The organism is Spirillospora albida, from assembly GCF_000718255.1.
Lineage (GTDB): Bacteria > Actinomycetota > Actinomycetes > Streptosporangiales > Streptosporangiaceae > Spirillospora > Spirillospora albida.
Window position 1 is genome coordinate 178,844 of sequence record NZ_JOFJ01000003.1, and the last position, 23,800, is coordinate 202,643.

Annotated in this window: 20 protein-coding genes and 2 tRNA genes; 2 read left to right on the forward strand and 20 right to left on the reverse strand. The window is 73.5% G+C overall.

The genetic code is table 11. The features are described from left to right. Nucleotides 1-9: 9 nt before the first annotated feature. From IE99_RS0105425 to IE99_RS0105465, 9 genes are all read right to left on the reverse strand, one after another. Nucleotides 10-2,178: an MMPL family transporter gene (locus tag IE99_RS0105425; RefSeq protein ID WP_245623073.1), complete on the reverse strand. Its 2,169-nt coding sequence runs from the start codon at nucleotides 2,176-2,178 to the stop codon at nucleotides 10-12. A 106-nt stretch (nucleotides 2,179-2,284) separates the two neighbouring features. Further along, a complete protein-coding gene (locus IE99_RS0105430) occupies nucleotides 2,285-2,953 on the reverse strand; it encodes a response regulator (RefSeq protein WP_030164502.1) in 669 nt (222 codons plus the stop codon). Then, the gene (locus IE99_RS0105435; protein WP_030164505.1) at nucleotides 2,950-4,098 is read right to left on the reverse strand and encodes a sensor histidine kinase; all 1,149 of its coding nucleotides are present in this window, start codon (nucleotides 4,096-4,098) and stop codon (nucleotides 2,950-2,952) included. Before IE99_RS0105435 ends, IE99_RS0105430 begins: the two co-directional genes overlap by 4 nt. A gap of 398 nt (nucleotides 4,099-4,496) precedes the next feature. After that, nucleotides 4,497-4,569 (reverse strand) — tRNA-Glu (locus IE99_RS0105440). Nucleotides 4,570-4,596: 27 nt separating this feature from the next. Beyond that, nucleotides 4,597-4,668: transfer RNA gene (locus tag IE99_RS0105445), tRNA-Gln, on the reverse strand. A 111-nt stretch (nucleotides 4,669-4,779) separates the two neighbouring features. Continuing rightward, a complete protein-coding gene (locus IE99_RS0105450; protein ID WP_030164508.1) occupies nucleotides 4,780-5,418 on the reverse strand; it encodes a DUF2461 domain-containing protein in 639 nt (212 codons plus the stop codon). Nucleotides 5,419-5,435: 17 nt separating this feature from the next. Beyond that, nucleotides 5,436-6,200, reverse strand: a complete 765-nt coding sequence (locus IE99_RS0105455) for a fumarylacetoacetate hydrolase family protein (RefSeq protein ID WP_030164511.1) — start codon at nucleotides 6,198-6,200, stop codon at nucleotides 5,436-5,438. Between the two features lie 32 nt (nucleotides 6,201-6,232). Then, nucleotides 6,233-7,399, reverse strand: coding sequence for a cellulose binding domain-containing protein (locus IE99_RS31695; protein ID WP_030164513.1), 1,167 nt, complete (start codon nucleotides 7,397-7,399; stop codon nucleotides 6,233-6,235). A 79-nt stretch (nucleotides 7,400-7,478) separates the two neighbouring features. Further along, nucleotides 7,479-7,859, reverse strand: a complete 381-nt coding sequence (locus tag IE99_RS0105465; RefSeq protein WP_030164516.1) for an SEL1-like repeat protein — start codon at nucleotides 7,857-7,859, stop codon at nucleotides 7,479-7,481. 240 nt (nucleotides 7,860-8,099) lie between these two features. Here IE99_RS0105465 and IE99_RS0105470 point away from each other — a divergent pair, with 240 nt between their 5' ends. Next, nucleotides 8,100-8,459: an antibiotic biosynthesis monooxygenase family protein gene (locus IE99_RS0105470; protein WP_030164519.1), complete on the forward strand. Its 360-nt coding sequence runs from the start codon at nucleotides 8,100-8,102 to the stop codon at nucleotides 8,457-8,459. Between the two features lie 44 nt (nucleotides 8,460-8,503). On the opposite strand, the gene IE99_RS0105475 is transcribed toward IE99_RS0105470, so the two are convergent. Together IE99_RS0105475 and cimA are read right to left on the reverse strand one after the other, a co-directional pair. Next, entirely contained in the window at nucleotides 8,504-8,794 is a 291-nt protein-coding gene (locus tag IE99_RS0105475) for a GNAT family N-acetyltransferase (RefSeq protein ID WP_030164522.1), read from the reverse strand. Between the two features lie 42 nt (nucleotides 8,795-8,836). Continuing rightward, nucleotides 8,837-10,414, reverse strand: coding sequence for a citramalate synthase (gene cimA, locus IE99_RS0105480; RefSeq protein WP_030164525.1), 1,578 nt, complete (start codon nucleotides 10,412-10,414; stop codon nucleotides 8,837-8,839). Nucleotides 10,415-10,903: 489 nt separating this feature from the next. Between cimA and IE99_RS0105490 the strand changes: the two genes are divergently transcribed. Next, nucleotides 10,904-11,497: a hypothetical protein gene (locus IE99_RS0105490; protein ID WP_030164528.1), complete on the forward strand. Its 594-nt coding sequence runs from the start codon at nucleotides 10,904-10,906 to the stop codon at nucleotides 11,495-11,497. An 85-nt stretch (nucleotides 11,498-11,582) separates the two neighbouring features. Here IE99_RS0105490 and IE99_RS0105495 read toward each other — a convergent pair whose 3' ends face one another. The 9 genes from IE99_RS0105495 to IE99_RS0105540 form a co-directional block, all read right to left on the reverse strand. Beyond that, nucleotides 11,583-12,683 (reverse strand): branched-chain amino acid aminotransferase, encoded by a 1,101-nt coding sequence (locus IE99_RS0105495; RefSeq protein ID WP_030164530.1) that lies wholly within the window; start codon nucleotides 12,681-12,683, stop codon nucleotides 11,583-11,585. Between the two features lie 176 nt (nucleotides 12,684-12,859). Continuing rightward, nucleotides 12,860-13,915 (reverse strand): 3-isopropylmalate dehydrogenase, encoded by a 1,056-nt coding sequence (locus IE99_RS0105500; RefSeq protein WP_030164533.1) that lies wholly within the window; start codon nucleotides 13,913-13,915, stop codon nucleotides 12,860-12,862. A gap of 44 nt (nucleotides 13,916-13,959) precedes the next feature. Beyond that, the gene (locus tag IE99_RS28865) at nucleotides 13,960-14,655 is read right to left on the reverse strand and encodes a (2Fe-2S)-binding protein (protein WP_037558762.1); all 696 of its coding nucleotides are present in this window, start codon (nucleotides 14,653-14,655) and stop codon (nucleotides 13,960-13,962) included. Between the two features lie 679 nt (nucleotides 14,656-15,334). Next, on the reverse strand, nucleotides 15,335-16,924 hold the full coding sequence (gene serA, locus IE99_RS0105515; RefSeq protein WP_030164540.1) for a phosphoglycerate dehydrogenase: 1,590 nt from the start codon (nucleotides 16,922-16,924) through the stop codon (nucleotides 15,335-15,337). Between the two features lie 241 nt (nucleotides 16,925-17,165). Further along, nucleotides 17,166-17,798, reverse strand: coding sequence for a thymidylate synthase family protein (locus IE99_RS0105520; RefSeq protein ID WP_245623074.1), 633 nt, complete (start codon nucleotides 17,796-17,798; stop codon nucleotides 17,166-17,168). A 358-nt stretch (nucleotides 17,799-18,156) separates the two neighbouring features. Beyond that, entirely contained in the window at nucleotides 18,157-19,680 is a 1,524-nt protein-coding gene (locus tag IE99_RS31000; protein WP_169744396.1) for a DUF2079 domain-containing protein, read from the reverse strand. A gap of 56 nt (nucleotides 19,681-19,736) precedes the next feature. Then, a complete protein-coding gene (locus IE99_RS0105530; RefSeq protein ID WP_030164549.1) occupies nucleotides 19,737-22,415 on the reverse strand; it encodes an ABC transporter permease in 2,679 nt (892 codons plus the stop codon). Continuing rightward, on the reverse strand, nucleotides 22,412-23,128 hold the full coding sequence (locus IE99_RS0105535) for an ABC transporter ATP-binding protein (RefSeq protein ID WP_030164550.1): 717 nt from the start codon (nucleotides 23,126-23,128) through the stop codon (nucleotides 22,412-22,414). Before IE99_RS0105535 ends, IE99_RS0105530 begins: the two co-directional genes overlap by 4 nt. Beyond that, nucleotides 23,125-23,730, reverse strand: coding sequence for a PadR family transcriptional regulator (locus IE99_RS0105540; RefSeq protein ID WP_030164553.1), 606 nt, complete (start codon nucleotides 23,728-23,730; stop codon nucleotides 23,125-23,127). Before IE99_RS0105540 ends, IE99_RS0105535 begins: the two co-directional genes overlap by 4 nt. Nucleotides 23,731-23,800 lie beyond the last annotated feature (70 nt).

The window sequence follows — 23,800 nt, forward strand, 5'->3', positions numbered from 1 at the left end:
TCGCCAAGCTTACCGGACGTTCACCTCTCCCTCGACCGGCTTTTCCCTACGCGGGGCCGGGCTCTCCGGGCGTTCCAGCGCGACCTCGGGCAGGACGCGGGCCAGCGGGGCGGGAAGCCACCAGGCCCGGCGGCCCAGCAGGTGCATGACCGCGGGGACGATCAGGCAGCGGATCACCACGGCGTCCAGCAGGATCGCGACCGTGAGGCCGAGGCCGAACTGCTGGAGCATCCGGTCGGGGCTCAGCAGGAAGGCGCCGAACACCACGATCATGATGGCGGCGGCCGCGGTGATGACCCCGCCGGTGGCGGCGAGCCCCTCGCGGACGGCCCGCGCGTGGTCGCGGGTCGCCGCCCAGCGCTCGTGGATGCGGGAGACGAGGAAGACCTCGTAGTCCATGGAGAGCCCGAACACGATGGCGAAGATCATCACCGGGATGAACGCCTCGATCGGGCCGGGCTGCGCGCCGAACCGGCCGTCCTGGAAGACCAGGGTGATCGCGCCGAGGGCGGCGGCGATCGACAGCAGGTTGAGGACGGCCGCCTTCAGCGGGATGAGCAGCGAGCGGAAGACGAGCATGAGCAGCAGCGACGACAGTCCCACGACGATCGCGACGAACAGCGGCATCCGGTTCTCGACGGAGTCGGCGAAGTCGAGCGCGGCCGCGGTCGGCCCGCCGATCAGGTAGGCCGTCCCGGTGTCGGCGGTGAGCGGCGGCAGCACGTCGGCGCGCAGGACGCGGACGAGGTCGGCGGTCTCGGCGGCCTGCGGGGCGCTCGCCGGGAACGCGATGACCGTCGAGATCGCCCCGTCCTTCGACGGGATCGGCGGTGTGGCCGCCGCGATGCCGGGGGTACGGGCCAGGGTGTCGCGCAGCTTCGCGGCGTCGCCGTCCGCGACGACGATCAAGGGGCCGTTGAACCCCGGCCCGAACCCCTCGGCGAGAAGGTCGTACGCCTGCCGGCTCGTGGACGCCTCGGCGTCATTGCCCGCGTCGGCGAAGCCAAGCCGCATGTCGAGCGCGGGCGCCGCGAGGGCGAGCAGCGCGGCCACGGCGACGACCAGGGCCGGCACGGGACGGCGCTGCACCCCGTTCGCCAGCGCCTCCCAGCGCCGTCCCTCCCCGCGCCCCTTCCGATCGGCCTTCGCCGCGCGGCGCAGCACGTGCCGCTGGACGCGCCCACCGAAGATCGCCAGCAGCGCGGGCAGCAGCGTCAGCGACGCCGCCATCGTGACCAGGACGGTCAGCGCCACGGCGAGCGCCACGCCCTGCAGCGACCCGAGCCCGAGGGCGACGAGACCGAGCAGCGCGATGATGACGGTGCATCCCGCGAAGAAGACGGTCCGTCCCGCCGCGTCGAGAGCGGCGCGGGTGGCGTCCGGGCGCTCCGCGCCGGCCATCAGCTCGTGCCGGTACCGGTAGAAGATCAGCAGGGCGTAGTCGACCCCCACCCCGAGACCGACCAGCATCATGATCGGCGGCGTGAAGTCGGCGACGGTGAACACGTGCGAGGCCAGCGTGATCAGCCCGATCGAGGCGGCCACCGCGAAGATCGCGGTGATGAGCGGCAGTGCCGCCGCGAGCACCGAACCGAACAGCAGGACGAGGATCACCAGCGCGGCGAGCATCCCGGCGCCCTCGCCGCCGCCCCCGCCCTCCTCGGACACGCCGCGCACGGCGTCACCGCCGACCTCGACCCGCAGGTCATCGGCCGCGATGCCGTGGGCCGTGTCGATGAGGCGCTTGACGTCCTCCTTGGGAACGGTCTCGGACGCGCCGTCCAGGACGACGGCGGCGTAGCCGATGGTGCCGTCACGGGAGATCGCGGAACGGTCGGTGAACGGGTCGCGGACGTCCGCGACGCCCGGCAGAGCACGGACCCGGTCGAGCATCGGCACGATCCGCGCCCGATCGTCGCGCAGCCCGCCGGGGGACTGGAAGACGATCTGGACGCCTCCGCCCGCCTGCGCCGACCCGTGCCGTTCCAGAAGATCGGCCGCGGCCTGGGAGTCGGTACCGGGCAGGGCGAAGTCGTTGCGCCACGCTCCGCCGGCGAGCTGCGAGCCGGCGACGACCGAGGCCACCACCGCGACCCACAGGACGATCGCGATGAACCGGCGCCGCTGCGCCCACCCGGCCAGGCGCCCGAGAACACCTGAATTGTCAGAGAAGGACATGCCGTCATCATCCGAACACGGCATGCCTCGGGGCATCGGCCGGGAGCTGTCACCTGCCGTACCCCAGCGGTTGCGGCCGGCGTCCCGGCATACCCCGGAAGTTGCGTCAGCGGTCCAGCCAGCCGGGCGTGACCATGCCCGACTCGTACGCCATGACCACCAGCTGGGAGCGGTCGCGGACGGCCAGCTTCGTCATGATCCGGCTCACGTGCGTCTTCGCGGTCGCGGGGCTGAGCGTCAGGTGCGCGGCGATCTCGTCGTTGCTGAGACCGACCGCCACGAGCCCCATGACCTCGCGTTCCCGCTCGGTGAGGGCGTTCAGCGCGGGGCTCGGACGGGGCGCCGCCACGCGTCCGGCGAACTCGGCGATGAGCCGCCGGGTGATCGCCGGGCTGATCAGCGCGTCGCCGCGCGCCGCGACCCGCACCGCGTGCACCAGCTCCTCCGGCTCGCTGTCCTTGACCAGGAACCCGGAGGCCCCGGCCCGCAGTGCCCCGTAGATGTACTCGTCCAGGTCGAACGTCGTGAGGATGACGACCTTGACCCCCTCCAGGCGGGGGTCCGCTCCGATGAGGCGGGCGGCCTCCAAGCCGTCCGTGCCGGGCATCCGGATGTCCATGAGGACCACGTCCGGACGCAGCTCACGGCACGCCGCGACGGCCGCCCCGCCGTTGTCCGCCTCACCGACGACCTCCATGCCGTCCTCGTCCTCGAGGATCGAGCGGAACCCCGCCCGGACGAGACGCTGGTCGTCGGCCAGCAACACCTTGATCATGAACGCGGCTCCGTCCCGGTGAAGGGCAGAACGGCCCGCACCGCGAACCCGCCGCCCGGCGCTGGACCGGCGGTCAGCTCGCCGCCGAGCGCCCGCGCCCGCTCCCGCATCCCGGCGATGCCACTGCCGGACGACTCGGCCCGCGCCGGACCGCGCCCGTCGTCCACGACCTCCACGGTGACGAGTCCGGGCGCGCACTCGACACGGACATCGACACGCGTCGCGTGCGCGTGGCGGGCCACATTGGTGAGCGATTCCTGGACGACCCGGTACGCGGCGAGCCGCACCTCCGTCGGCGGGGCGTGCCCCGCGCCGCCGATGCGCGTCCGGACGTCGAGGTCCGCGAGCCGAGCGGACGCGGCCAGCTCGTCGAGCCACGCGCCGTCGGCCGCGGGTGCCAGTGGGGCGGCCTCGCCTGGCCGGCGCAGGATCCCGAGCGTGGCGCGCAGGTCGCCGAGCGCCTCCCGGCTGGACCGCTTGATCTCCGCCAGGGCGGTCTCCGCCTGAGGCACGCCCACCTCCGGATTCTTGCGCATCCGCCGCAGCGCCGCCGCGGCCTGCACATTGATCATGGACAGATGGTGCCCGACCACATCGTGCAGTTCCCGCGCGATCCGGAGCCGCTCCTCCCCCGCCGCCCGCCGCTCGGCCTCGCGCGCGTAGGCCAGCCGGCTGTGCCGCGCCCACCCGAGCGAGACCATCCCGACCAGCCATCCGGTGAACATGAACAGCGCGACCGCGGTCACGTCGTCGTTCCCGGCGAGCGTCCCGGCGCCCGTCCCGAGGACCCCGAGCAGCCCCAGCACCACCGCCGACCGCAGCCGTCCCGCCGCCGCCACCCCGTACAGCGCGATGACGTACACGACCATCAGCGGCCCGTCGTAGGCGCTGGCGACGTAGTACACACCGGTCACGACCAGGGTGAACGCGGTCACGGCGACGGGATACCTGTGCCGCCACGCCAGCGAGGCGCAGGCGGCGAAGATGAGTGCCCACCCCATCGCGGTGGCGCCCCAGGACTCCTCCCGCGCGCCGAGCAGCGAATGGAGCGTGGCCAGCCCCACCAGCAGGAAAACACCCCCGGCGAACGCCGCGTCCGCCGCCCGCCCGGACGGCCGCCGCACCCCCGACACGGCAGACAACATGCCGCCACCCTATTCCGCCCCGCCCCACACCCCGAGTACGGGCCGACCGGCCCCGGCCCCACGCGCAACCCAACGGCGAGAGCCGAGCAGCGTGCCGATGCCCAGGTCCCGGACTCGCGTGTGGGGCATGGATTCAGAGTCTCCGATGCGCGCAGCGGCGGCCGGAATACCGACGCGTGGAACGGCCTCGATGCCGGATGGCCACGTTCGCGCGAGGTAGAGAGCCGAGAGGACCGCATGTCCGCACGGTTCCAAAAACAAGAAACCCCGCCCGATGGCGGGGTGTGGGGGCTCCGCCCCCACATCGGGGGTTCCAGGGGGTCGCCCCCTGGGAAGACACCGCGGGCCCTGGCGAAGTTGCCGCCGGAGGCGGCAACGAGCATGGAAGGCCCGCCACGTACCCCCGAGCGGATTCGAACCGCCGTTACCGCCTTGAGAGGGCGGCGTCCTAGGCCACTAGACGACGGGGGCGTGGTCCACGTATGAGCGTGGACTCAGCTGGGGTACCAGGACTCGAACCTAGACTAAGTGAACCAGAATCACTCGTGCTGCCGATTACACCATACCCCAGTGTGGTACTCGCTTCCGGCCGTTTCCGGCTGGTCGCTCGCGCCTCGAAGAGAATACAGGAGTCCGCGACCTTGGGCCAAAACGATTACCGAACGGCCCCGCCAAACGCGTTCAGCGGGTGGACTCGGCCGGCCCGATGTGCTCGTGCCCCCAGTCGACCAGGGGGCGCAGGAGGCGCCAGGAATCGCGGACGCGGGCGAGCACCTCGTCCGGGTCGGACATCCAGGGGTCGGCGGGCCAGCCCCGGTGGGCGTACAGGGAGCGGTGGCGGAGCAGGTCCAGGCGGGGATGGTCTTCCGGTGTGCCGCGCGGGCGGGTCTTGAGGCGGTCGCCGGCGATCTCCAGACCTGCGGCGCGGAGGCCGTCCACGATCTTCTGGAGTTCTCCGCCGGACGCGCCGGCGTCGACGGCGGCGCGGTAGCGGCGCAACTGCTCGGGGGTGGGGGCGTACATGCCGCCCGCGACCATGAGGCCGTCCGCGTCCACCTGGAGGTAGAAGCCCTCGCCGGTGTGCGCGCCCTGGTGCGTCTTGTAGGGCGTCTTGTCCTTGCTGAAGCGGACGTCGCGGTAGGGGCGGAAGAGTTTCGCGGGCCCGAACTCGTCTTCGAGATCCGCGCAGAGTTCCGCGAGGGGGCCGCGGACGTGGCGTTCGTAGTCGTCCTTGTGGGCCGTCCAGTAGGGCTTGCCGTTGTCGGACATCAGCCCCTCGTAGAACGAGAAGGTCTCGGTGGTGAATCCCGCGAACGCCACGTTCCCCTCCGGAGGTGTCAGTCTCGGGCGACGACCCGGTTGGTGAGGCCGCCGATGTCCTCGACGGTCACGGTGACCTCGTCACCGATCTCCAGGGGGCCGACGCCGGCGGGGGTGCCGGTGAGGATCACGTCGCCGGGCAGGAGGGTCATGACCTGGCTGACGTACTCGACGAGCGCCGGAATCGTGTGCATGAGCCGGGACGTCCGGGCCCGCTGGCGGACCTCGCCGTTCACGGTCGTGATGATCTCCAGGTCGGACGGGTCGGCCTCCGTCTCGATCCAGGGGCCGAGGGGGCAGAACGTGTCGAAGCCCTTGGCCCGGGTCCACTGGCCGTCCCTGGCCTGGAGGTCGCGGGCGGTGACGTCGTTGGCGCAGGTGTAGCCGAGGATGACGTCGGCGGCGCGGGCCGCGGGGACCTCGCGGCACATGCGGCCGATGACGACGGCGAGCTCGCCCTCATAGTCGACGCGCTCGGACAGCTTCTGCGGGTACGCGATCGCCTCGCCCGGCCCGATCACGGCCGTGGACGGCTTGCCGAAGATCAGCGGCTCCGCGGGGGCCTCGGAGCCCATCTCGGCGGCGTGCTCGGCGTAGTTCTTCCCGATCGCGATGATCTTGCTGGGCAGGATCGGGGCGAGGAACCGCACGTCGGTGAGCGGGTACCGCTGCCCGGTGAAGGCGAGATCCCCGAACGGGTGGGCCGCGATGGCGGCGACGGTGTTCTCCTCGACCACCCCGAAGGACATTCCCTCGTCGGTGGCGAACCTGGCGATGCGCATGCCGGGAACCTTAGTACGCGGCTACGACACGGTCAGAATCCGCACGCCTTGCCGTTGAGGCGGCACGCCTTCGGCGGCGCGGGGGCGCCGACCGCCCCGTACTGGATCTCCCAGGTGCCGCCGGGCGGGATGGCCGGGGCGTTCTCCAGGTTCTGGATCTCGGCCTTGGCGCCGCCGCGGGTCAGCCGGGCGCCCCAGATGTTCTTCACGTCCCGTCCGGGTGCGTCGAACGTGAGCTTCCACGCCTTCATCGGCTTCGTGCCCCGGTTGGTGATCACGATCCGGCCCTCGTAGTAGCCCGGGTCCTGCTGGACGAGCTGGTACGTGATGCCCTTGCCCCGCAGCAGCGGGCCGATGGGGGCGGTGGTCGGCGACGGCAGCGGGGACGCCGGCTGCTGGACGGGAGGCGTCCCGCCGGGCGTCGGGGCCCCGGACGGGACGGGCGAGCCGGGCGGGACGGGCGTACCGGGCGGAGGCGAGGCACCGGGACCGCCCGGTGCGCCGGGCTCCGTCGCGCCGCCGCTCGGTGCGGTGCTCGCGGCCCGCGGGGGCACGGGGTCCTTGCCTTCGGGCGAGTCGCCGTCCCCGGTCAGGAAGAAGGCCGCCGCGACCCCGCCCGCCAGCAGGAGGACGGCGAGAGCGGCGGCACCGATGACCAGAGGGAGCCGGGAGCCGCCCGGCCGGGGGGCGGACGGTATCGGCTGCGCGGCCGGCGGCAGCGGCGGGGCGGCGTGCTCCATGGGGGCCGGCGCCGGCGGCGCGGGCTGCGCCATGGCGGCGGGGGGCACCGGACCGTGTCCGGGGGCGGTGGCCTCGCTCCCGGCGCCGAACTGAGCCGTCCAGGGGGCCTGGGGCAGGATCGGCGGCTGCTCCGGCGCCTGGGGCGCGGTGCCCGGCTCGCCCGGCGTCGTGAAGGGAACGTCCGTGGCCGTCTGCGCCGCCCCCTCCGCGGAGAGGTCGGTGACGGTCTGGGGCGCGTCCCGCGCGGACAGGTCCGTGGCGGTCTGCGGGGGTTCCGCCGGCAGGTCCGTGGCCGTCTGCGGCGCTTCCGCCGCCAAGTCGGTGACGGTCCGGGGCGGTTCGTCGACGGGGGCACCGGCGAACGTGGTGTCCGCTTCCCCTGCCGCCTTGGCGGGGGCGGCGAACTCCGCGGTCGTCTTGTGGTCCGGGGGGATGTACCCGGGCTGGTCGCCGCTCACGTCGTCACCCTCCGTTCCGGCCGGCCTCTTGGTGTCCGACGCCGCCGGGAGCGTATCGGTTCATGCCGGACGTCGCGGATCACCCGGCGGGTGCGGGCTCGACGCCGCGGCGGGCCGCCTGCCGCTGGTGCCGGTTGAGCATGTCCGTGATCAGCTCGATGGCGTCGGGGGTGGTGGCGTCCGGTGCGCCGCTCAGCCAGCGGGTGGCCTCGGCCAGGAGGTCCTCGGCGGAGATGCCGGCGCGGCCGGTGTCGGCGAGGCGGCCGAGGACGGCGCCGAGCCGGAGGGCGGCGTCCGGGTGGCCGGCCTCGGCGGCGCGGCGGTACCAGCCGGCGGCCTGGTCGAGGTCGCGCATGCGCTCGTACAGTTCGCCGAGGCCGAAGAAGATGCCGGCGGCGGTGCCGTCCGCGATTCCGCCCGAGGGACGCCCGGGATCGGGGCTCCAGGGTCGGACAGGCATGCGATCACTCCGGCTGGTCGGGTGCTGGGAGACGGGCGCGCGGAGACGGCTCGCGCGCCGTGCGGCACCCATGCTGGCGGGCGGTCGCGACATCCGCCACCGCTTTTGCCACATTTGTTGAAATTTCTCCGCAACAGCCCCACGAGTACCGAATGGCGTTGCGCGTCCCGGCCACGTCCCGGCGGCGCGGGCGCCTCCCGGTACGGTGGTCGCGATTCAGATCATGAAGGGGGTGGGCACGTGTCCGTGGTGAAGATCAACGTGCTGACGGTGGCGCCGGAGATGCGCGAGGAGATCGAGCGGCGGTTCGCCGGCCGGGCCGGGCTCGTGGAGACCGCCGAGGGATTCGAGGGCTTCGACCTGCTGCGTCCCGTCGAGGGCCTGGACAGGTACATGGTCGTCACGAAGTGGCGCAGCGAAGAGGACTTCCAGCGCTGGACGGAGAGCCGCCAGTTCCAGCAGGGCCACGCGCAGGCCGCGCAGGACCGTCCCGCCGGGCACGGGCACGGCCACGGGCATGGCGGTCCCGCCGCGATGGGCTCGGAACTGTGGAGCTTCGACGTCGTGCAGAGCGCCGCGCCGAAGTCCGCCGAGGGCTGAGAACGGCGCGGCCGCGGGGGCTCGCCGCGGCCGCGCCACCCCTCTCAGGAGGCGGACGACTGCACGAGGTCCTGGTAGTCCGGGTGCTGGTCGATCCACCGCTTGACGAAGGAGCAGGCGGGCACCGCGCGCAGGCCCTGGCCGCGGACGTCGTCCAGCGCGCCCTGGACGAGCCTGCCGCCGAGCCCCCGGCCCTCCAGCTTGGAGTTGATCTCGGTGTGGGTGAAGACGACCCGGCCGGGCCGCGACTCGTAGTCGGCGAAGCCCGCGAGATCGCCGTCCAGGGTGATCTCGTAGCGGGCCTTGGCCTCGTTGTGGATGACCTCGGTGTTCATGACCGGATAATGCCCGCCTGACGGAGGGCATTCCCGATCCGGTCAGCCGGCCTCGTAGCCCGCGCGCAGCAGGCAGTACGAGACGGCCTCCTCCAGCGCCTGCCAGGACGCGGCGATGACGTTGTCCTCCACGCCGACGGTGCCCCATTCGCGGTCCCCGTCGCTGGACTCGATGAGCACGCGGGTGCGCGCCTCCGTCCCGTGCGTCCCCTCCAGGATGCGGACCTTGTAGTCGACGAGCTCCAGCCTCGCCAGTTCGGGGTAGAGGCGGCCGAGGGCGACGCGCAGGGCGTTGTCCAGGGCGTTGACGGGGCCGTTGCCCTCGCCCGTCGCGATGATCCGCTCGCCCTTGGCGCGGAGCTTGACGGTGGCCTCGCTGACCATGGAGCCGTCCGGGCGGCGCTCCACGATCGACCGCCACGACTCGACCTCGAAGTGGCGCTGCCGGACGCCGGTCAGCTCCTCGCGCAGCAGCAGCTCGAACGAGGCGTCGGCGGCCTCGAAGGTGTAGCCGGTGGACTCCAGCTCCTTGACGCGGTCGACGACGGCCTTGGCCTTCTCGCCGGACAGGTCGTACCCGAGCTCGCGGCCCTTCAGCTCGACGGACGCGCGTCCGGCCATGCTGGAGACGAGCATCCGCATGTCGTTGCCGACGCGGGCGGGGTCGATGTGCTGGTAGAGGTCCGGGTCGACCTTGACGGCGGACGCGTGCAGGCCCGCCTTGTGCGCGAACGCCGACAGGCCCACGTAGGGCTGCTGGGACGCGGGAGCGATGTTGGTGACCTCGGAGACGGCGTGCGCGATCCGGGTCATCTCGGCGAGCTGCGCGTCCGTGACGATCTGCATGCCGCGCTTGAGCTGGAGGTTCCCGACCACGGTGAACAGGTTCGCGTTGCCGCTGCGCTCGCCGTAGCCGTTCGCGCAGCCCTGGACGTGGGTCGCGCCGGCCTTCACGGCGGCGAGGGTGTTGGCGACCGCGCAGCCGGAGTCGTCGTGGCAGTGGATGCCGACGCGGACGCCGAGGCCCACGACCTCGTGGACGACGTCGGCCAGCTCGTCCGGCAGCATGCCGCCGTTGGTGTCGCAGAGCGCGACGACGTCGGCGCCCGCCTCGACGGCGGTGCGGACGGCCTCCAGCGCGTAGGCGCGGTTGGCCTTGTGGCCGTCGAAGAAGTGCTCGGCGTCCAGGAAGACGCGCTGGCCCTCCGCACGCAGGTGGGAGACCGTGTCGCGGATCATCGCGAGGTTCTCGGCCAGCGTGGTGCGGAGGGCCAGGTCGACGTGCCTGTCGTGGCTCTTGGCGACAAGGGTCACGACGGACGCGCCGGATTCGCGCAGGGCGGCCACCTGGGGGTCGTCGGCGGCCTTCACTCCGGCCCGGCGGGTCGCGCCGAACGCGGTGAGCTGCGCGTGCTTCAGGTCGAGCTCTGTTCGAGCCCGCCGGAAGAACTCGGTGTCCTTGGGGTTCGCCCCGGGCCAGCCGCCCTCGATGAAGCCGACGCCCAGGTCGTCGAGATGCCGCGCGATGACGAGCTTGTCGGGCACGGAGAGGTTGAGCCCCTCCTGCTGCGAGCCGTCGCGCAGGGTGGTGTCGTAGACGTGGAATGCGTCGCCTTGCATGTCGTGAACCCCCAGGGATGGGCGATCAGCGCCAGGGCACAAAAAAGACCCCTCACGGACGTGAGAGGTCTGCGCGCCGGCGGTGTCCCGTGTCAGATGCCGGCGCGCCAGCCGATAATGACGAGGCTGATGCGCATGATGTCCACAGTCTGCCACACCGCCACCGCGCCTGGGACATCCGTCTCGCATGTCGAGACGCCGCCTCGCCCTGACATCTGTCGCACAAAATGCGACATGGACGGCGATTCACCGGCTCGACCATTTATCTCCTCGGCACTCTTTCTGCATTCCGCAAAATGCCTTGCGCAATGCGCCGATGCCGACGGAGTATCGAATCGCTCGCCGAGAAATACCTGGTAGTGCCCGGCGGGACGGTCGTGCCCGGCGCGTTCGCGCGCCGGTCGGCCGACGGCCGACGGCGCACGGCGGTGGACCGGCCGCCGTACCGGGCGGGCATTCACGGAACATTTCCGAAGGGAAAATCCCGACATGCACATGCAGAAGTTCGGCCGGACGGCCGCGATCTCCGGAACGGCCCTGGCGCTGGCGCTCGGCGCCGCGCCCGCGATGTCGTCGGCGTCCGTCCTGCCCGGGGCGTCCGAAATCGGGGTCGTCGGGCATCCGGCCCCCGAGCGCGAGGACCGCTTCACGTTCACCCGGAGGCACGAGAACTACTGGCACCGGGACCGGATCGGGCAGTTCAGCGCCCGCGTGGACCTCGACGGGGAGCACTCCCGCCGGTACCCGATGCGGTGGAGCTTCCAGATCACCAGCGAGCGCCTGAAGGACATGGCGCGCGGACGCGCGGTGTGCACCACCGAGCGCGACGACGACCACGACCGCCGCGAGGACCGCGAAGTGATCCGGGTCGGCGACACCTGGCGCTCGGACGTGGCGTGGCACCGCATCCGCCGGGCCTACGAGCTCGAGGGCGAGTGCAAGTTCCGGGTCCGGGACGGCGGCCGGCGCGGCGAGGCCCGCGTCAGCTTCGAGTTCCGGTACGAGATCGACCCGGGGGCGCACGGCAGCGACCCGCACGAGGCCTCGGCGGCGTTCGAGACGGACTACGAGTTCGACCGCTGACGACCGTCCGGGACCCCGGTGGCCCGCCCCGCGCCGCAGGCACGCGCGGCCGGGGCGCGGGAAGCGGGCCGCCGGGGTCCCGGCGTCAGACGATGCGGTGCACCCAGCCGTACGGGTCGGGGCGGGTGCCGTACTGGATGCCGACCAGCTCCTGGCGCAGCCGCATGGAGATCTCGCCGGGCTCCCCGGTCCCGATCGCCCACTCGCGGTCGGCGCCCTTCACCCGGCCGACCGGGCTGATGATCGCGGCGGTGCCGCAGCCGAACACCTCGGTGATCGCGCCGGACTCGCAGCCCTCCTGCCACTCCTCGATGCTGATCTTGCCCTCCTCGGCGGGGATGCCGAGGTCGGGCGCCAGCTTGAGCATGGAGTCGCGGGTGACGCCGGGCAGCAGCGTCCCGGTGAGGGCCGGGGTGAGCAGCCGCGCGTCCGAGCCGGAGCCGTAGACGAACATCAGGTTCATCGACCCGACCTCCTCGACCCACCGGTGCTCCACGGCGTCCAGCCAGACGACCTGGTCGCAGCCGTGGGCGACCGCCTCGGCCTGGCCCGCGAACGACGCCGCGTAGTTGCCGCCGAACTTGGCCTCGCCGGTGCCGCCGGGCGCGGCGCGCGTGTACTCCTGCGACAGCCACACCGTGACCGGCTTGATCCCGCGCGGGTAGTACAGCCCGGACGGCGACGCGATGACCATGAACAGGAACTCGTTCGCCGGGCTGTTCACGCCGAGCGCGCGGGTCGTCGCGAACATGAACGGGCGCAGGTAGAGGCTGTGGCCCTCGGCGTCCGGCACCCACTCCCTGTCCGTGCCGACGAGCAGCTCGCAGGCCCGGACGAACAGCTCCTCCGGGATCCCCGGCATCGCCATCCGCTTCGCGGACCGGTTCATCCGGGCGGCGTTCATGTACGGCCGGAACGTGACGATCGAGCCGTCCGGCTGCCGGTAGGCCTTGAGGCCCTCGAACAGCTCCTGCGCGTAGTGGAAGACCTGGCTGGCCGGGTCCATCGGGATCGGCCCGTACGGTTCGAGCCTGGCGTCGTACCAGCCCCGGTCCGCGCTGTACCGGATCGTGATCATGTGATCGGTGAAGTGCCGTCCGAAGCCCGGGTCGGCCAGCACGGCGGCCCGCTCCTCCGCCGAGGCGGGCCGATCGGTCAGCGTGATCTCGAAGTCCAGTGTGCTCATCGCGGTTGTCCTCTCGCGGATCGCCGGCGCGGCCTCGTTGCCGCCACGGCCTTCCATAGTCCCTATTGTCGTACTCCGTCCAGTCCCCTCGCTCGTTCACGGCGCGCACAGGAAAAACCGGGCGCGCCGCGCGGCGCGCCCGGGGTGTCCCTGCCTGAGGCCGGAGAGGCGCGCCCTCAGCCCGATACTCGCTTGGCGATCGCGTCGCCGATCTGCGCGGTGGAGCGGGCGCCGAGAGCGGCGCGCTCCGCCAGGTCGTCCGAGACGGCCTGCTCGACGCGGCGCGCGGCGTCGCCGGCACCGATGTGGTCGAGCAGCATCGCCACGGACAGGATCGTCGCGGTCGGGTCGGCCTTGCCCTGGCCGGCGATGTCGGGGGCGCTGCCGTGCACCGGCTCGAACATCGAGGGGGCGGTGCGGTCGGGGTTGACGTTTCCGGACGCGGCGAGCCCGATGCCGCCCGCGATCGCGGCGCCGATGTCGGTGATGATGTCGCCGAACAGGTTGTCGGTGACGACGACGTCGAAGCGCCGCGGCTGGCTGACGAAGAACATCGTGGCCGCGTCGACGTGGCAGTAGTCGGTCGTGACCTGGGGGTACTCCGCGCCGACGCGCTGCAGCGTCCGCTGGTAGAGGTCTCCCGCGAAGGTCAGGACGTTGTCCTTGTGGACGAGCGTCAGCTTCTTGCGCGGACGCGACGCCGCGACCTCGAACGCGTAGCGGATGACGCGCTCGACGCCGAACGCCGTGTTCACGCTCTCCTGGGTGGCGACCTCGTGCGGCGTGCCCTTCCGCAGGACGCCGCCGACGCCCGTGTACGGGCCCTCGGTGCCCTCCCGGACGACGACCATGTCGATGTCGTCCGGCGTGACGTCCGCGAGAGGGGTCCGCACGCCCGGGAACAGCTTCACCGGGCGCAGGTTCACGTAGTGGTCGAGTTCGAACCGGGTCCGCAGCAGCAGCCCGCGCTCCAGCGTGCCGCTCGGGACGGTCGGGTCGCCGACGGCGCCGAGCAGGATGACGTCCTGGGCGCGCAGCTCCTCGAGGACCGAGTCGGGCAGCGTCTCCCCCGTGCGGTGCCAGCGGGCGGCGCCGAGGTCGTACGCGGTCTGCTCGAACGCGAGGTCACCGGCCGGGGCGACGGCATCGAGGACCTTCAGCCCTTCGGCGACCACCTCGGGGCCGATCCCGTCACCGGGGATGACGGCCAGTCGAATGCTGCGGGAAGCCATGGGCGAACTCTACTGCATGTCGTCTCATTGCTTGAACCTATGTCTCACCCTTTGGGCAGCAGGGCGCAGTCGCCGCACATCTCCCCGCCGGGCGGGACGCGGTAGTACAGGCAGCAGCTCCGCCGGACGAACCCGGCCGGCCCGAGGCCGCCCGTCCCCGTCAGGGGGGCACGGTCCAGCAGCGCCCGGACGAGCGCCTCCCGCACGGCGTCCCGAGGCCCGACGGCGAGCCCGCCCGCCAGCGCGGAGGCCGCGTTCCCCCAGATCAGGCCGTCCGGCAGCCGCACGAGGGCGCGCAGCGTCACGCTCAACGGCACGAGCTGCCCCGCGACGACCGTTCCGTGGACGAGAGCGGCGCCGTCCACCGGGCCCTCGACGCGCCACCCGCGCGGCTCGGGAAGGCGGAGCGCGGTGGGGGCGCCATGCGCCCAGAGCAGACCGGACAGATCGGGGACGATCCCGCGCGCGGCCGCCGCGACGACCGGCGACCAGAGCCGCGAGGCCAGGCCCTGGAACAGGATCGAGGCCGCGACGCGCCGCTCGTCCGTCGCGAGCCGTTCGGCGTAGACGTCGACGAGTTCGCCGAGGTGTCCGGGCGCGGTCTCCGCGAGAACGCGCCACCCGGCGCCGTTGTCCGGCCCGGTGTCGATCACGAAGTACGGCCCGAGGCGCGCCACGTCCGCGAGGACGGCCGCGACCTCACCGGGATCCGCTTCGCCGCCCCTGCGGCTCCTCTCCATCCCCACCCCCACATGGTCCCGCACGTCCCGGCCGGGCGGGTCGCGGCGTGGACGGCGGCGAGCGGGCTCCCTCAGTACCCCCGCCCGCCTCCGTGCCGCGGCCGATCCGGAACGGGGGCCGGGCATGGAAGAAGGGGCCGTCCAGGTGGACGGCCCCTTCCCGGAAGTCGGGTCACCGGCTGGGGTGACCGCCGTTGTCGCGGCGGTCCAGGGCGGTCTGGAGGGCGCGGGCCGCCTCGTCCTGCGCGTCGTCGGCCGGCACGGTGGTGTTCTGGTTCATGATGGCTCTCCCCGAGAGTCGCTGGGCTGGTGGGGCCGGGGAGCCGGGTCCGCGTGGTTCGCACGCTCCGGCCCGCCGATGATCAGGCCCTGCTGCGGCAGCGAAGGATCACAACGAGCGCCGCGACTGGACACCACGGTACCCGCGAATCCGCTGGTCATCCCGACCCGTGGCGGAACTTCCCAGAATGTGAGACGGCCGGCCGCCAGGGGAACCGGCCGCCCGACTCACGCCCTGCCAAGGAGTGCCCACCGCGACGAGTCATCTGACCACGACCGGAACGCCGTTCACACCGGGTCCAGGAGACCTCAGCCACCCACGCGAACGCGATGCCGCGTTCGCCCGGGAACGGTCACGAGCAGCCGTCAGGCGAGCGCAGTGGGCCGCAACCGCAGGGATTCAGCCGTCGAGGTCGACGCGGCGGCCCATGTCGGCGCCCACTCCGGCGGAGATGGCGTCGAGCAGCTGCGGCGGGATGGCCGAGTCGACGGTCAGGGCGATCAGCGCCTTGCCGCCCTTGACGTCCCGGCCGACCTGCATGCCGGCGATGTTGACCCCGGCGTCGCCGAGCAGCTTGCCGACGGCTCCGACGATGCCGGGGCGGTCGACGTAGGAGAAGAACGCCATGTGCTCGGTCGGGACGAGTTCCATGTCGTAGCCGTTGATCTCGACGAGGCGCTCGGCGTGCTTCGGGCCGGTGAGCGTGCCGGACACCGACACGACGGAGCCGTCGGCCATCGTGCCGCGCACTTGCACGACGTTGCGCCAGTCGGGGCTGTCCTCGCTGGTGGTGAGGGTGACCTCGACGCCGCGGTCGCGGGCCAGCAGCGGCGCGTTGACGAAGGTCACGGCCTCTTCGACGACGTCCACGAACACGCCCTTGAGCGCGGCCAGCTCCAGGACCTTGACGTCGTGCTCGGCGATCTCGCCTCGGACGACGACGTCGAGGCGGACGGGGACGCCGCCGGCGAGGGCGGTGAAGATGCGGCCGAGCTTCTCGGCGAGGGGCAGGCCGGGCTTGACGTCCTCGGCGACGGCGCCGCCCTGGACGTTGACGGCGTCGGGGACGAACTCGCCGGAGAGGGCGAGCTTCACCGAGCGGGCGACCTGGGTGCCCGCCTTCTCCTGCGCCTCGTGGGTGCTGGCGCCGAGGTGCGGGGTGACCACGACGTTGTCGTGGTGGAACAGCGGGCTGTCGGTGCACGGCTCGGTGCTGAACACGTCGATGCCGGCGCCGGCGACGCGGCCCTCCTTGAGGGCGAGGTCGAGCGCGCCCTCGTCGACGATGCCGCCGCGGGCCGCGTTGACGATGCGGACCTCCGGCTTGACCTGCCGCAGCTCCTTGTCGCCGATGAGCCCGAGGGTCTCGGGCGTCTTCGGCAGGTGGACGGTGATGAAGTCGCTCTCGCGCAGCAGCTCGTCCAGCGTGACGAGCTTCACGCCGAGCTGGGCGGCGCGGGCGGCCTGCACGTACGGGTCGAAGGCGACGACGTTCATGTCGAACGCGGCGAGGCGCTGCGCGACGAGGACGCCGATGCGGCCGAGGCCGAGGACGCCGACGGTCTTGCCCTGAAGCTCGACGCCGGTGTACTTGGAGCGCTTCCACTCGCCCTGCTTGAGGGCGGAGTGGCCCTGCGGAACGTTCCGGGCGGTGGCGAGCAGCAGCGCGATGGCGTGCTCGGCGGCGGTGACGATGTTGGACGTGGGCGCGTTGACGACCATGACACCGGCCTTGGTCGCGGCCTCCACGTCGACGTTGTCGAGGCCGACGCCGGCGCGGGCGACGACGCGGAGCTTCGTGGCGTGCTGGAACACCTCGGCGTTGGCCTTGGTGGCGCTGCGGACGATCAGCGCGTCGACGTCCGCGACGGCCGGCAGCAGCGCGGCGCGGTCGCTTCCGTCGACGTGGCGGACCTCGAAGTCGGACTCCAGAACGGCGATGCCGGCCGGCGAGAGCTCTTCAGCGACGAGGACGACGGGCTTGCTCAAGGAAAACAGTCCTTCGGGAAGTCGGATGTTCTGGTGGTGTGCAGGTGAAGTCGCGAGTCACCGCGTCGTGCCCTCGCCCCCGCGGCGAGTCTATCCCCCGCGGGCGGGCGCCCTGCGGGCACCACCGATCCCGGCCCTAAATTCCCATTTGCCCAATATCCTGCGGCAATGCGGCCGGTGGCCTGGTTCAGCGGACCGGGCGCACGTGGCCGGGTTCACCCGGGCGGCTCCGCCCGGCCGGTCAGGCGGCGCTGGGCGCCGGGACGGCCGCGAGGACGGCGGCCACCCGCTCGGCGTCCGCGACCCGGATGTGCGGGACGTCCACGAACACGCGCAGCGGCCCGGCGGGCAGCCCGAGCTCCTCGGCGACCTGCACCTGGACGGCCCGCAGCGGGATGTAGGTGAGGTAGCCGCCGAAGACGTTCTGCGACCGGAACGTCGCCGTCATGATCAGCCGGTAGCCGCGGATGCGGAACGACAGGGCGGTGAGGCACGGCAGCCCGTCGGCGGGCTCGCCCGGCAGCGTCAGGGAGATCCACGCGCTGGTCGTCCACGGCCGGGCCCGCAGCAGGTCGACGACCCAGCGGAGCTGGTCGACGCCGTCGAGGTCGTGCAGGCGCGGACCGTAGCGGCCGTGGACGGCCCGGCGCGTCCGCTCCCGGGCGCGGCCGGCGAGCACCGCGTGGTCGCCGTGCTCGCGGAGGATCGGGTCCTCCCAGCTCAGTGCGGAGACCTCGAAGAGGAACGGGGGCGCCTCGACGATCGGGCCGCCGTCCTCCAGGCCCGCCTCGCCGGCCCGCCAGACGTGCCGCAGGACCGCGATCCACGCCTGGCCGCAGGTGGCGAAGCGCGGAAGCGCGCGGCCGACCTCCACCGGTACATCACGACGTCGCGCCATAATTCACCCCATGGCCGTGAAAGGAGAACGGGGAATTACCTGCGCCCGGGTCCACCGCCCCGAGGATGAATTGCGTCTTCCGCGGGACGCGTCGCCGCGCGCCCGTCCCGGATCGCCTCGCGTCTCCCACGCACTCCGCCCCACCGCCGCCACGGCGGCGGCCGGACGAGCGGGCACGCAGGTCACCCGCACCGGCCGCGGCCGTCGCGACTTTCCTTAAGTATGGGGCAAAGTACCCACAACGGATAGCTTCTAATATCCGATCGGCACGACTTCACCGGCATTCTGACCGGATCCCGGGCGAGTGGTCATTTGGACAATGTGTCCAACGCTCTCACCACGGCTCGGGGGCGTCCCGGTGCAGCACCACATAGCCGCCGGAGCGGAACACCTCCCGGTATCCCTGCGCCCGCAGCGTCTCGACCCGGCGCCGCTGCTCGCCCGGCGCGACGAACGGGAACTCCAGCCGCTCCACGTCCGCGATCACCCACGGGGCCCGGCGCGGCTGCCAGTCCCACAGCAGGACGCGGGTCCGCCCGGTCAGCGCGGGACCGACCGTGTTCGGCGCCTCGACGAGCGCCCCGTCCGGGATCCGCGCCGCCGCCGCGGCGGCCGACCGCGCCCGCTCGTTCGGCCGCCACAATCCCGGGTCGGCGAGGTGCGCGAACGCGAAGAACGGCACGGCGGCCAGTGTCGCCGCCAGCATCCCGGCGGCGGGCAGCGCCCTCGGCACCCGCCGCGGCGGGCGGCGGTTCCCGAACCGGGCGCGCAGCGGGCCCGCGAAGCGCGTCCGCAGCCGCGCCGCGCCGTCCACCGCCGCGAGGACGAGGACCGCGATGAGGAACGCGTTGTAGTGGTAGCTCGGCTGCCACCAGTTCTCGAACCGGCTGGCGAGCATCCGCTCCGCCAGCAGCGGCAGGACGGTCAGCGTCAGCGGCGAGCAGAGCGGGAGCAGCAGCAGCGGCAGGACCAGCAGCGCCATCGTGCCGAGCTTGACGGGCGGGCTGCCGAGCAGCGCCAGCGCGTCCCACGGGTGGGTGAGCAGGTGCGCGGCGGCGCGCGGCAGGTCCGGGCCGAGCCCACCGTACGCCCAGTAGTAGTCGTTGTCGCCGCCGAACGCCGCGATGAGCACCCGGGAGCACAGCCAGGTCGCGACGAGGCCGCCCGCCACGTAGGCGGCGCCGGCGCGGCGGTCGCCCCGCCGGGTCAGCAGGAACAGCCCGAACCCGGCGAGCAGGAGGCCCATGTCCTCCTTGACGAGCAGCAGCGCGAGGGCCGCGGCCGCCGCCTGGCCGCGCCGCCCGGCGTCGTGGCGCTCGACCATCAGCGCGGACAGCGCCGGGACGAACGCGACCTCGTGGAAGTCGAACGCGAGCGCCTCCGCGACCGGCCACGACAGCGCGTAGGCGCCCGCCGCGCAGTACGCGCCCGCCGCGCCGGCCCGGCGCTCCGCGAACCGCCAGATCGGCACCATCGCCAGCGCGAACAGCACCGCCTGCGCGACGAGCAGCGTCCCCGGGCCGTCGTGGATCCAGTAGAACGGCGCCAGCAGCGCGAGGATCGGCGAGAAGTGGTCGCCGAGGATCGCGAAGTCGGGCCCGAACCCGTTGTGGACGCCCTTCACCATCGCCACCGGCCGCTCGAACCGGCTGTAGGAGCGCACCGCCTGGTCGAAGATCACCAGGTCGTAGCTGCTGGCCCGGAACGCCCGCAGGCGCAGCAGCGAGTACAGCGCGTACAGCGCGGCGCTCGCCACGACCAGCACCGCCAGCGCGGGCCGGCGCCCGCCTCTCCCCGTTCTCTCCGCGCGGGCTGGGGCCTCGTCCACCGGCCCCTCCAGCACAACCGCGTCAGCCACGCGCCGGACGCTACCAGCCGGAGCGCCGTGCGGCGTCCCGCGGGCCGTCCGGCGCGTCAGGCCGGCCGGCGGGTCACCGGCAGCCGGCTCCGGGTGGACAGCCCGGCGGCCAGCATCGCCAGCAGCGGCACCGCGACCCCGATGAGCAGGAGGAGCTGCCAGGGGATGTCGATCGTGGGGCCGTGACCCGGGGCGGCGACGGCACCGTCCGCGCCCGGCTGGGCGGGGATCTCCTCGACGGCCGTCAGCGGGCGCGCGACCGCGATGCCCGGGACGAGTCCGCCCGCGAGGCCGAGCCAGCAGCCGAGGACGGCGACGAAGCCGGCCTGCCCGGCCATCAGCAGCCGCCGGGTCCGGGGCCGGGCGCCGACGGCGGCGAGGGTGGCGAGGTCGGGCCGGGCGTCCGCGGCCGACAGGCCCGTCGCGATCAGCGTGCCGCCGAGCGCGAGCACCGCCCCGGCCGCCGCCAGCAGCAGGAGGACGGCGGACGCCGACCCGGTGAAGCCCCGCTCGACGTGCACGGACCCGTCGTCGCCGGAGTACCCGGCGAGCAGTTCCTTCAGCCGGGCCTCCTCGTCCGGGGTGACGCGGTGGTCGGCCCGGTCGACGCCGAGCGCCTCGATGCGCGGCGCCACCCCGATCCGCTTCGCGGCCGACGGCGGGACGATCGCCCGGACGTGCGCGTCCGCCGCGACGGCGACCGCGGGCAGGTCCGGGACCGCGCGCAGGACGTGCCGCTGATCGTCCTTCCACACCGCGACCGTCGCGGTGGTCGTGCCGTACGGCCTGGGCTGCCGGCCGAACAGGACCACCCGCCCGGCCGCCAGCGCCCGGCTCACCTCCGGATCGTCCCTGCCGAGCAGCAGGCGGGCCTCGCGGGCGCCCCCGACCACGATGTCGGCCACGTTCTCGTCGCCGGTGGCCACGCCGGGCCCGGCGGTGCTGCCCCCGCCGAAGGAGACCGACGGGCAGCGCGCGGTGTCCTCGTGCCCGCACACCGAGAACTCGCCCGGCAGGGCCTTCAGTTCCAGCACCGGCACGCCGGGCATCTCGCGCCGGGCGCCGGCGGCGACCGCGTCCGCGCGCTCCAGCGGCGGCCTGATCACGGCCGACCCCATGGGGAGCCGCGCCTCGTACTCCAGCCGCTCCTGCCGGAAGTCGCTGGAGGCGCCGACGGCCAGCGCGGTGACAGCGGCCGTCGCCGCCATGATCGCGGCGACGACGGGCGCGGCCCGGCCCCTGTTGCGGGCCCCGTCCCGGACGGCGAGGCGCAGCGGCAGCGGCAGCCACCGCGCGGCCCGTCCGGCCGCCCCCACCAGCCACGGCGCGGCGAACACCCCGCCGATGATGATCGCTACGGCGCCGAGGGCGGGACCGAACTCGCGCAGCCCGCGCGTCCCGGCGAGGCACAGCACGACGCCCGTGCCGGCGAGCGCTCCCCCGGCGAGCGGCCAGCCTCGCCGGGACCTGGCCGCCTCGCGGCGCCCGCCGAGCGCCGCGACGACGTCCATCCGGGCTGCCTGGACGGCGGGCACGGAGGCGGCGGCGACGGCGCTGCCGGCGCCGAGCGCCATGGTCGTCAGCACGAGCGGCCACGGGACGTCGAGCGGGCCGAGCACGTGCCCCGTCGTCGCGCGGATCACCGGCTTGGCGGCGATCGCGGCGAGCAGCCCGAGCAGCGCCCCGGCCAGCGCGGCGGCGGCCCCGAGCACCAGGCCGCCGGTCAGCACCACGGTGCGCAGATGCCCGGCGTCGCCGCCGGCCGCCGCCAGCAGCGCCAGATCTCGGCGCTGCCGCCGGATGCCGACCGCGAACGCGGGACCGGCCAGCAGCACGACCTCCAACACGATCATGGCCACCGCGGCCGCCATGATCGTCCGCTCCTCGGCGGCGGGGCCGCTGTCAGCCGCCGCCGCGGGATCCCGCCGAGGCGGATCGTCCACCACGGACCGCGACAGGACGGTGATGCCCTCCTGGTTGAGATCGGTCACGTCGTCCCACGTCACCGGGGCGCCGACGCTGATCAGCCACTGCGGGAGCGAGTCTGCCGGGCCGGGGATCCCGCCCGGCAGGGTCACCACGACATCGTCGCGGGGCGACCGCGGGTCCCGGGCGAACCCGACGACCCGCAACCGCACGCCGTCGCGGCCCTCCCGGACCGCCGCGCCGTCCCGGCCCGCCCGGACGGTGGCTCCGAGGGGGAACCGCCCGGCGAGCGACGGGGCGACGGCGATCTCGTCCGGCGCCGCCGGCGCCCTGCCCCTCGTCACCTCCAGGATCCCGCGCGTCATGGGGTCGCGCAGGTCGAGGCCCGTGTGCCGGACCGCCAGCACGCCGCGGCCGGTCTCCAGCGCGGCGCGTCCGCCGGTCTCGATCGGCTGGACGCGGGCGCGCGGCCCGTAGCGCGCGACGACCCTGCGGGTGATCTCTGCCGTGGTCCAGGGCCGCTCGGCGCCGGCTCCGGGCTCCGGCTCGGACGACCCGTGGAACGGCTCGTCCGACTCCGGATCCTGGCGGACGGGCGCGTGCCCGGTGCCGGTGAGGCGCGCGTCGGCGGCGCCGATCTCGTACGGCAGCGCCTCGCGCGGCGACCACGTCCCGGTCGCCGACAGCACGGCGAGCGCGACGACCGCCGCCACCGGCAGCCCGATCATGGCGAGCACGAGCGCCGTACGGCCGCGGGCCCGCAGCGCGTCCCGCCGCGCGATCCGCAGCGCGGCCAGGAACCCGCTCACGAGGCACCCTCCAGCAGGCTCTCCGGGCCTGGGCGGCCGGGGGTCGCATCGATGAGCAGGCCGTCGCGCAGGAACACGACCCGGTCGGCCCAGGCGGCGTGCCGCGACTCGTGCGTGACCATCAGGCAGGCGGCGCCCGCGTCACAGCGGGCCCGCAGCGCCCGCATGACCTCCTCGCCGGTGTGGCTGTCGAGCGCACCGGTCGGCTCGTCGGCGAGGACGAGCCGGCGGTCGCCGACCAGCGCCCGCGCGATCGCGACGCGCTGCTGCTGGCCACCGGACATCTCCTCGGGGAACCGGTCGGCCAGCTCGCCGACGCCCAGCTCGGCGAGCGCGTGCAGCGCCTCCCTGCGGGCCTGACGGGCACGGACGCCGTCCAGTTCGCGAGGCATCATGACGTTCTCGGCGGCGGTGAGGCTCGGGATGAGGTTGAGGTCCTGGAAGACGTAGCCGACCGCGCGGCGGCGCAGGGCCGAGCGCCCGGCGGGGCCGAGCGCGCCGAGGTCGGCGCCCTCGACGACGACCTGGCCGGACGTGGGGGTGTCGAGGCCGCCGGCGATCGTCAGCAGCGTCGACTTGCCGGATCCGGACGGGCCCATCACGGCGACGAACTCGCCCGCGGCGACGTCCAGGTCCACCTGGCGCAGGGCGTGGACGAGGGCGTTCCCCGTCCCGTGGTCGCGGGACACCTGGCGCATGCTCAGGACCGTCATCGACGCGTCTCCTCCGTCGGTTCGGCGGGTTCGGCGGCCGCACCGGCTCCGGCGGGCGGTGCCGGCGGGGCGGGGCGCCCGGCGCGGGCGACGTAGACCTCGCAGTGGTCGAGCCACCGCACCTCGGCCTCCGCCTGGAAGATCATCGATTCCAGGACGAGCCGCCACGCGCGGTCGGGCTGGTCAGCGGGCACGGCCGGCGCGCCCATCTTGAGGCGGGTGAGGTCCTGCAGCGTCCGCAGCGTCGCGGCGCGCTGTGTCTGGACGACCGCGCGCACGTCCACGCCGGGAGCGGTGACGGCCATCGCCAGCTTGATCGCGAGCTCGTCGCGGGGCCGGTCGGCGGCGGCGACGGGGGTGGCGAACCAGCGCCGGACGTCCGCCTCCCCGGCAGGGGTGATCTCGTAGACGAAGCGGCCCTCGCCGTCGTCCCCGGCGCGCACGACGAGCTCGTCGCGTTCGAGGCGGGCGAGGGTGGAGTAGACCTGGCCGATGTTGAGCGGCCAGGTCGCGCCGGTGGACGACTCGAACTCGGCGCGCAGCTGGTAGCCGTACCGGGGACCCTGCGACAGCAGGGCCAGCAGGCCGTGACGGATCGACATGGATACCAAGTATGCATACCGCGTATGCGCAAGGCAATACCGAGTATGCATCCAGGAGGACAGGCTCTAC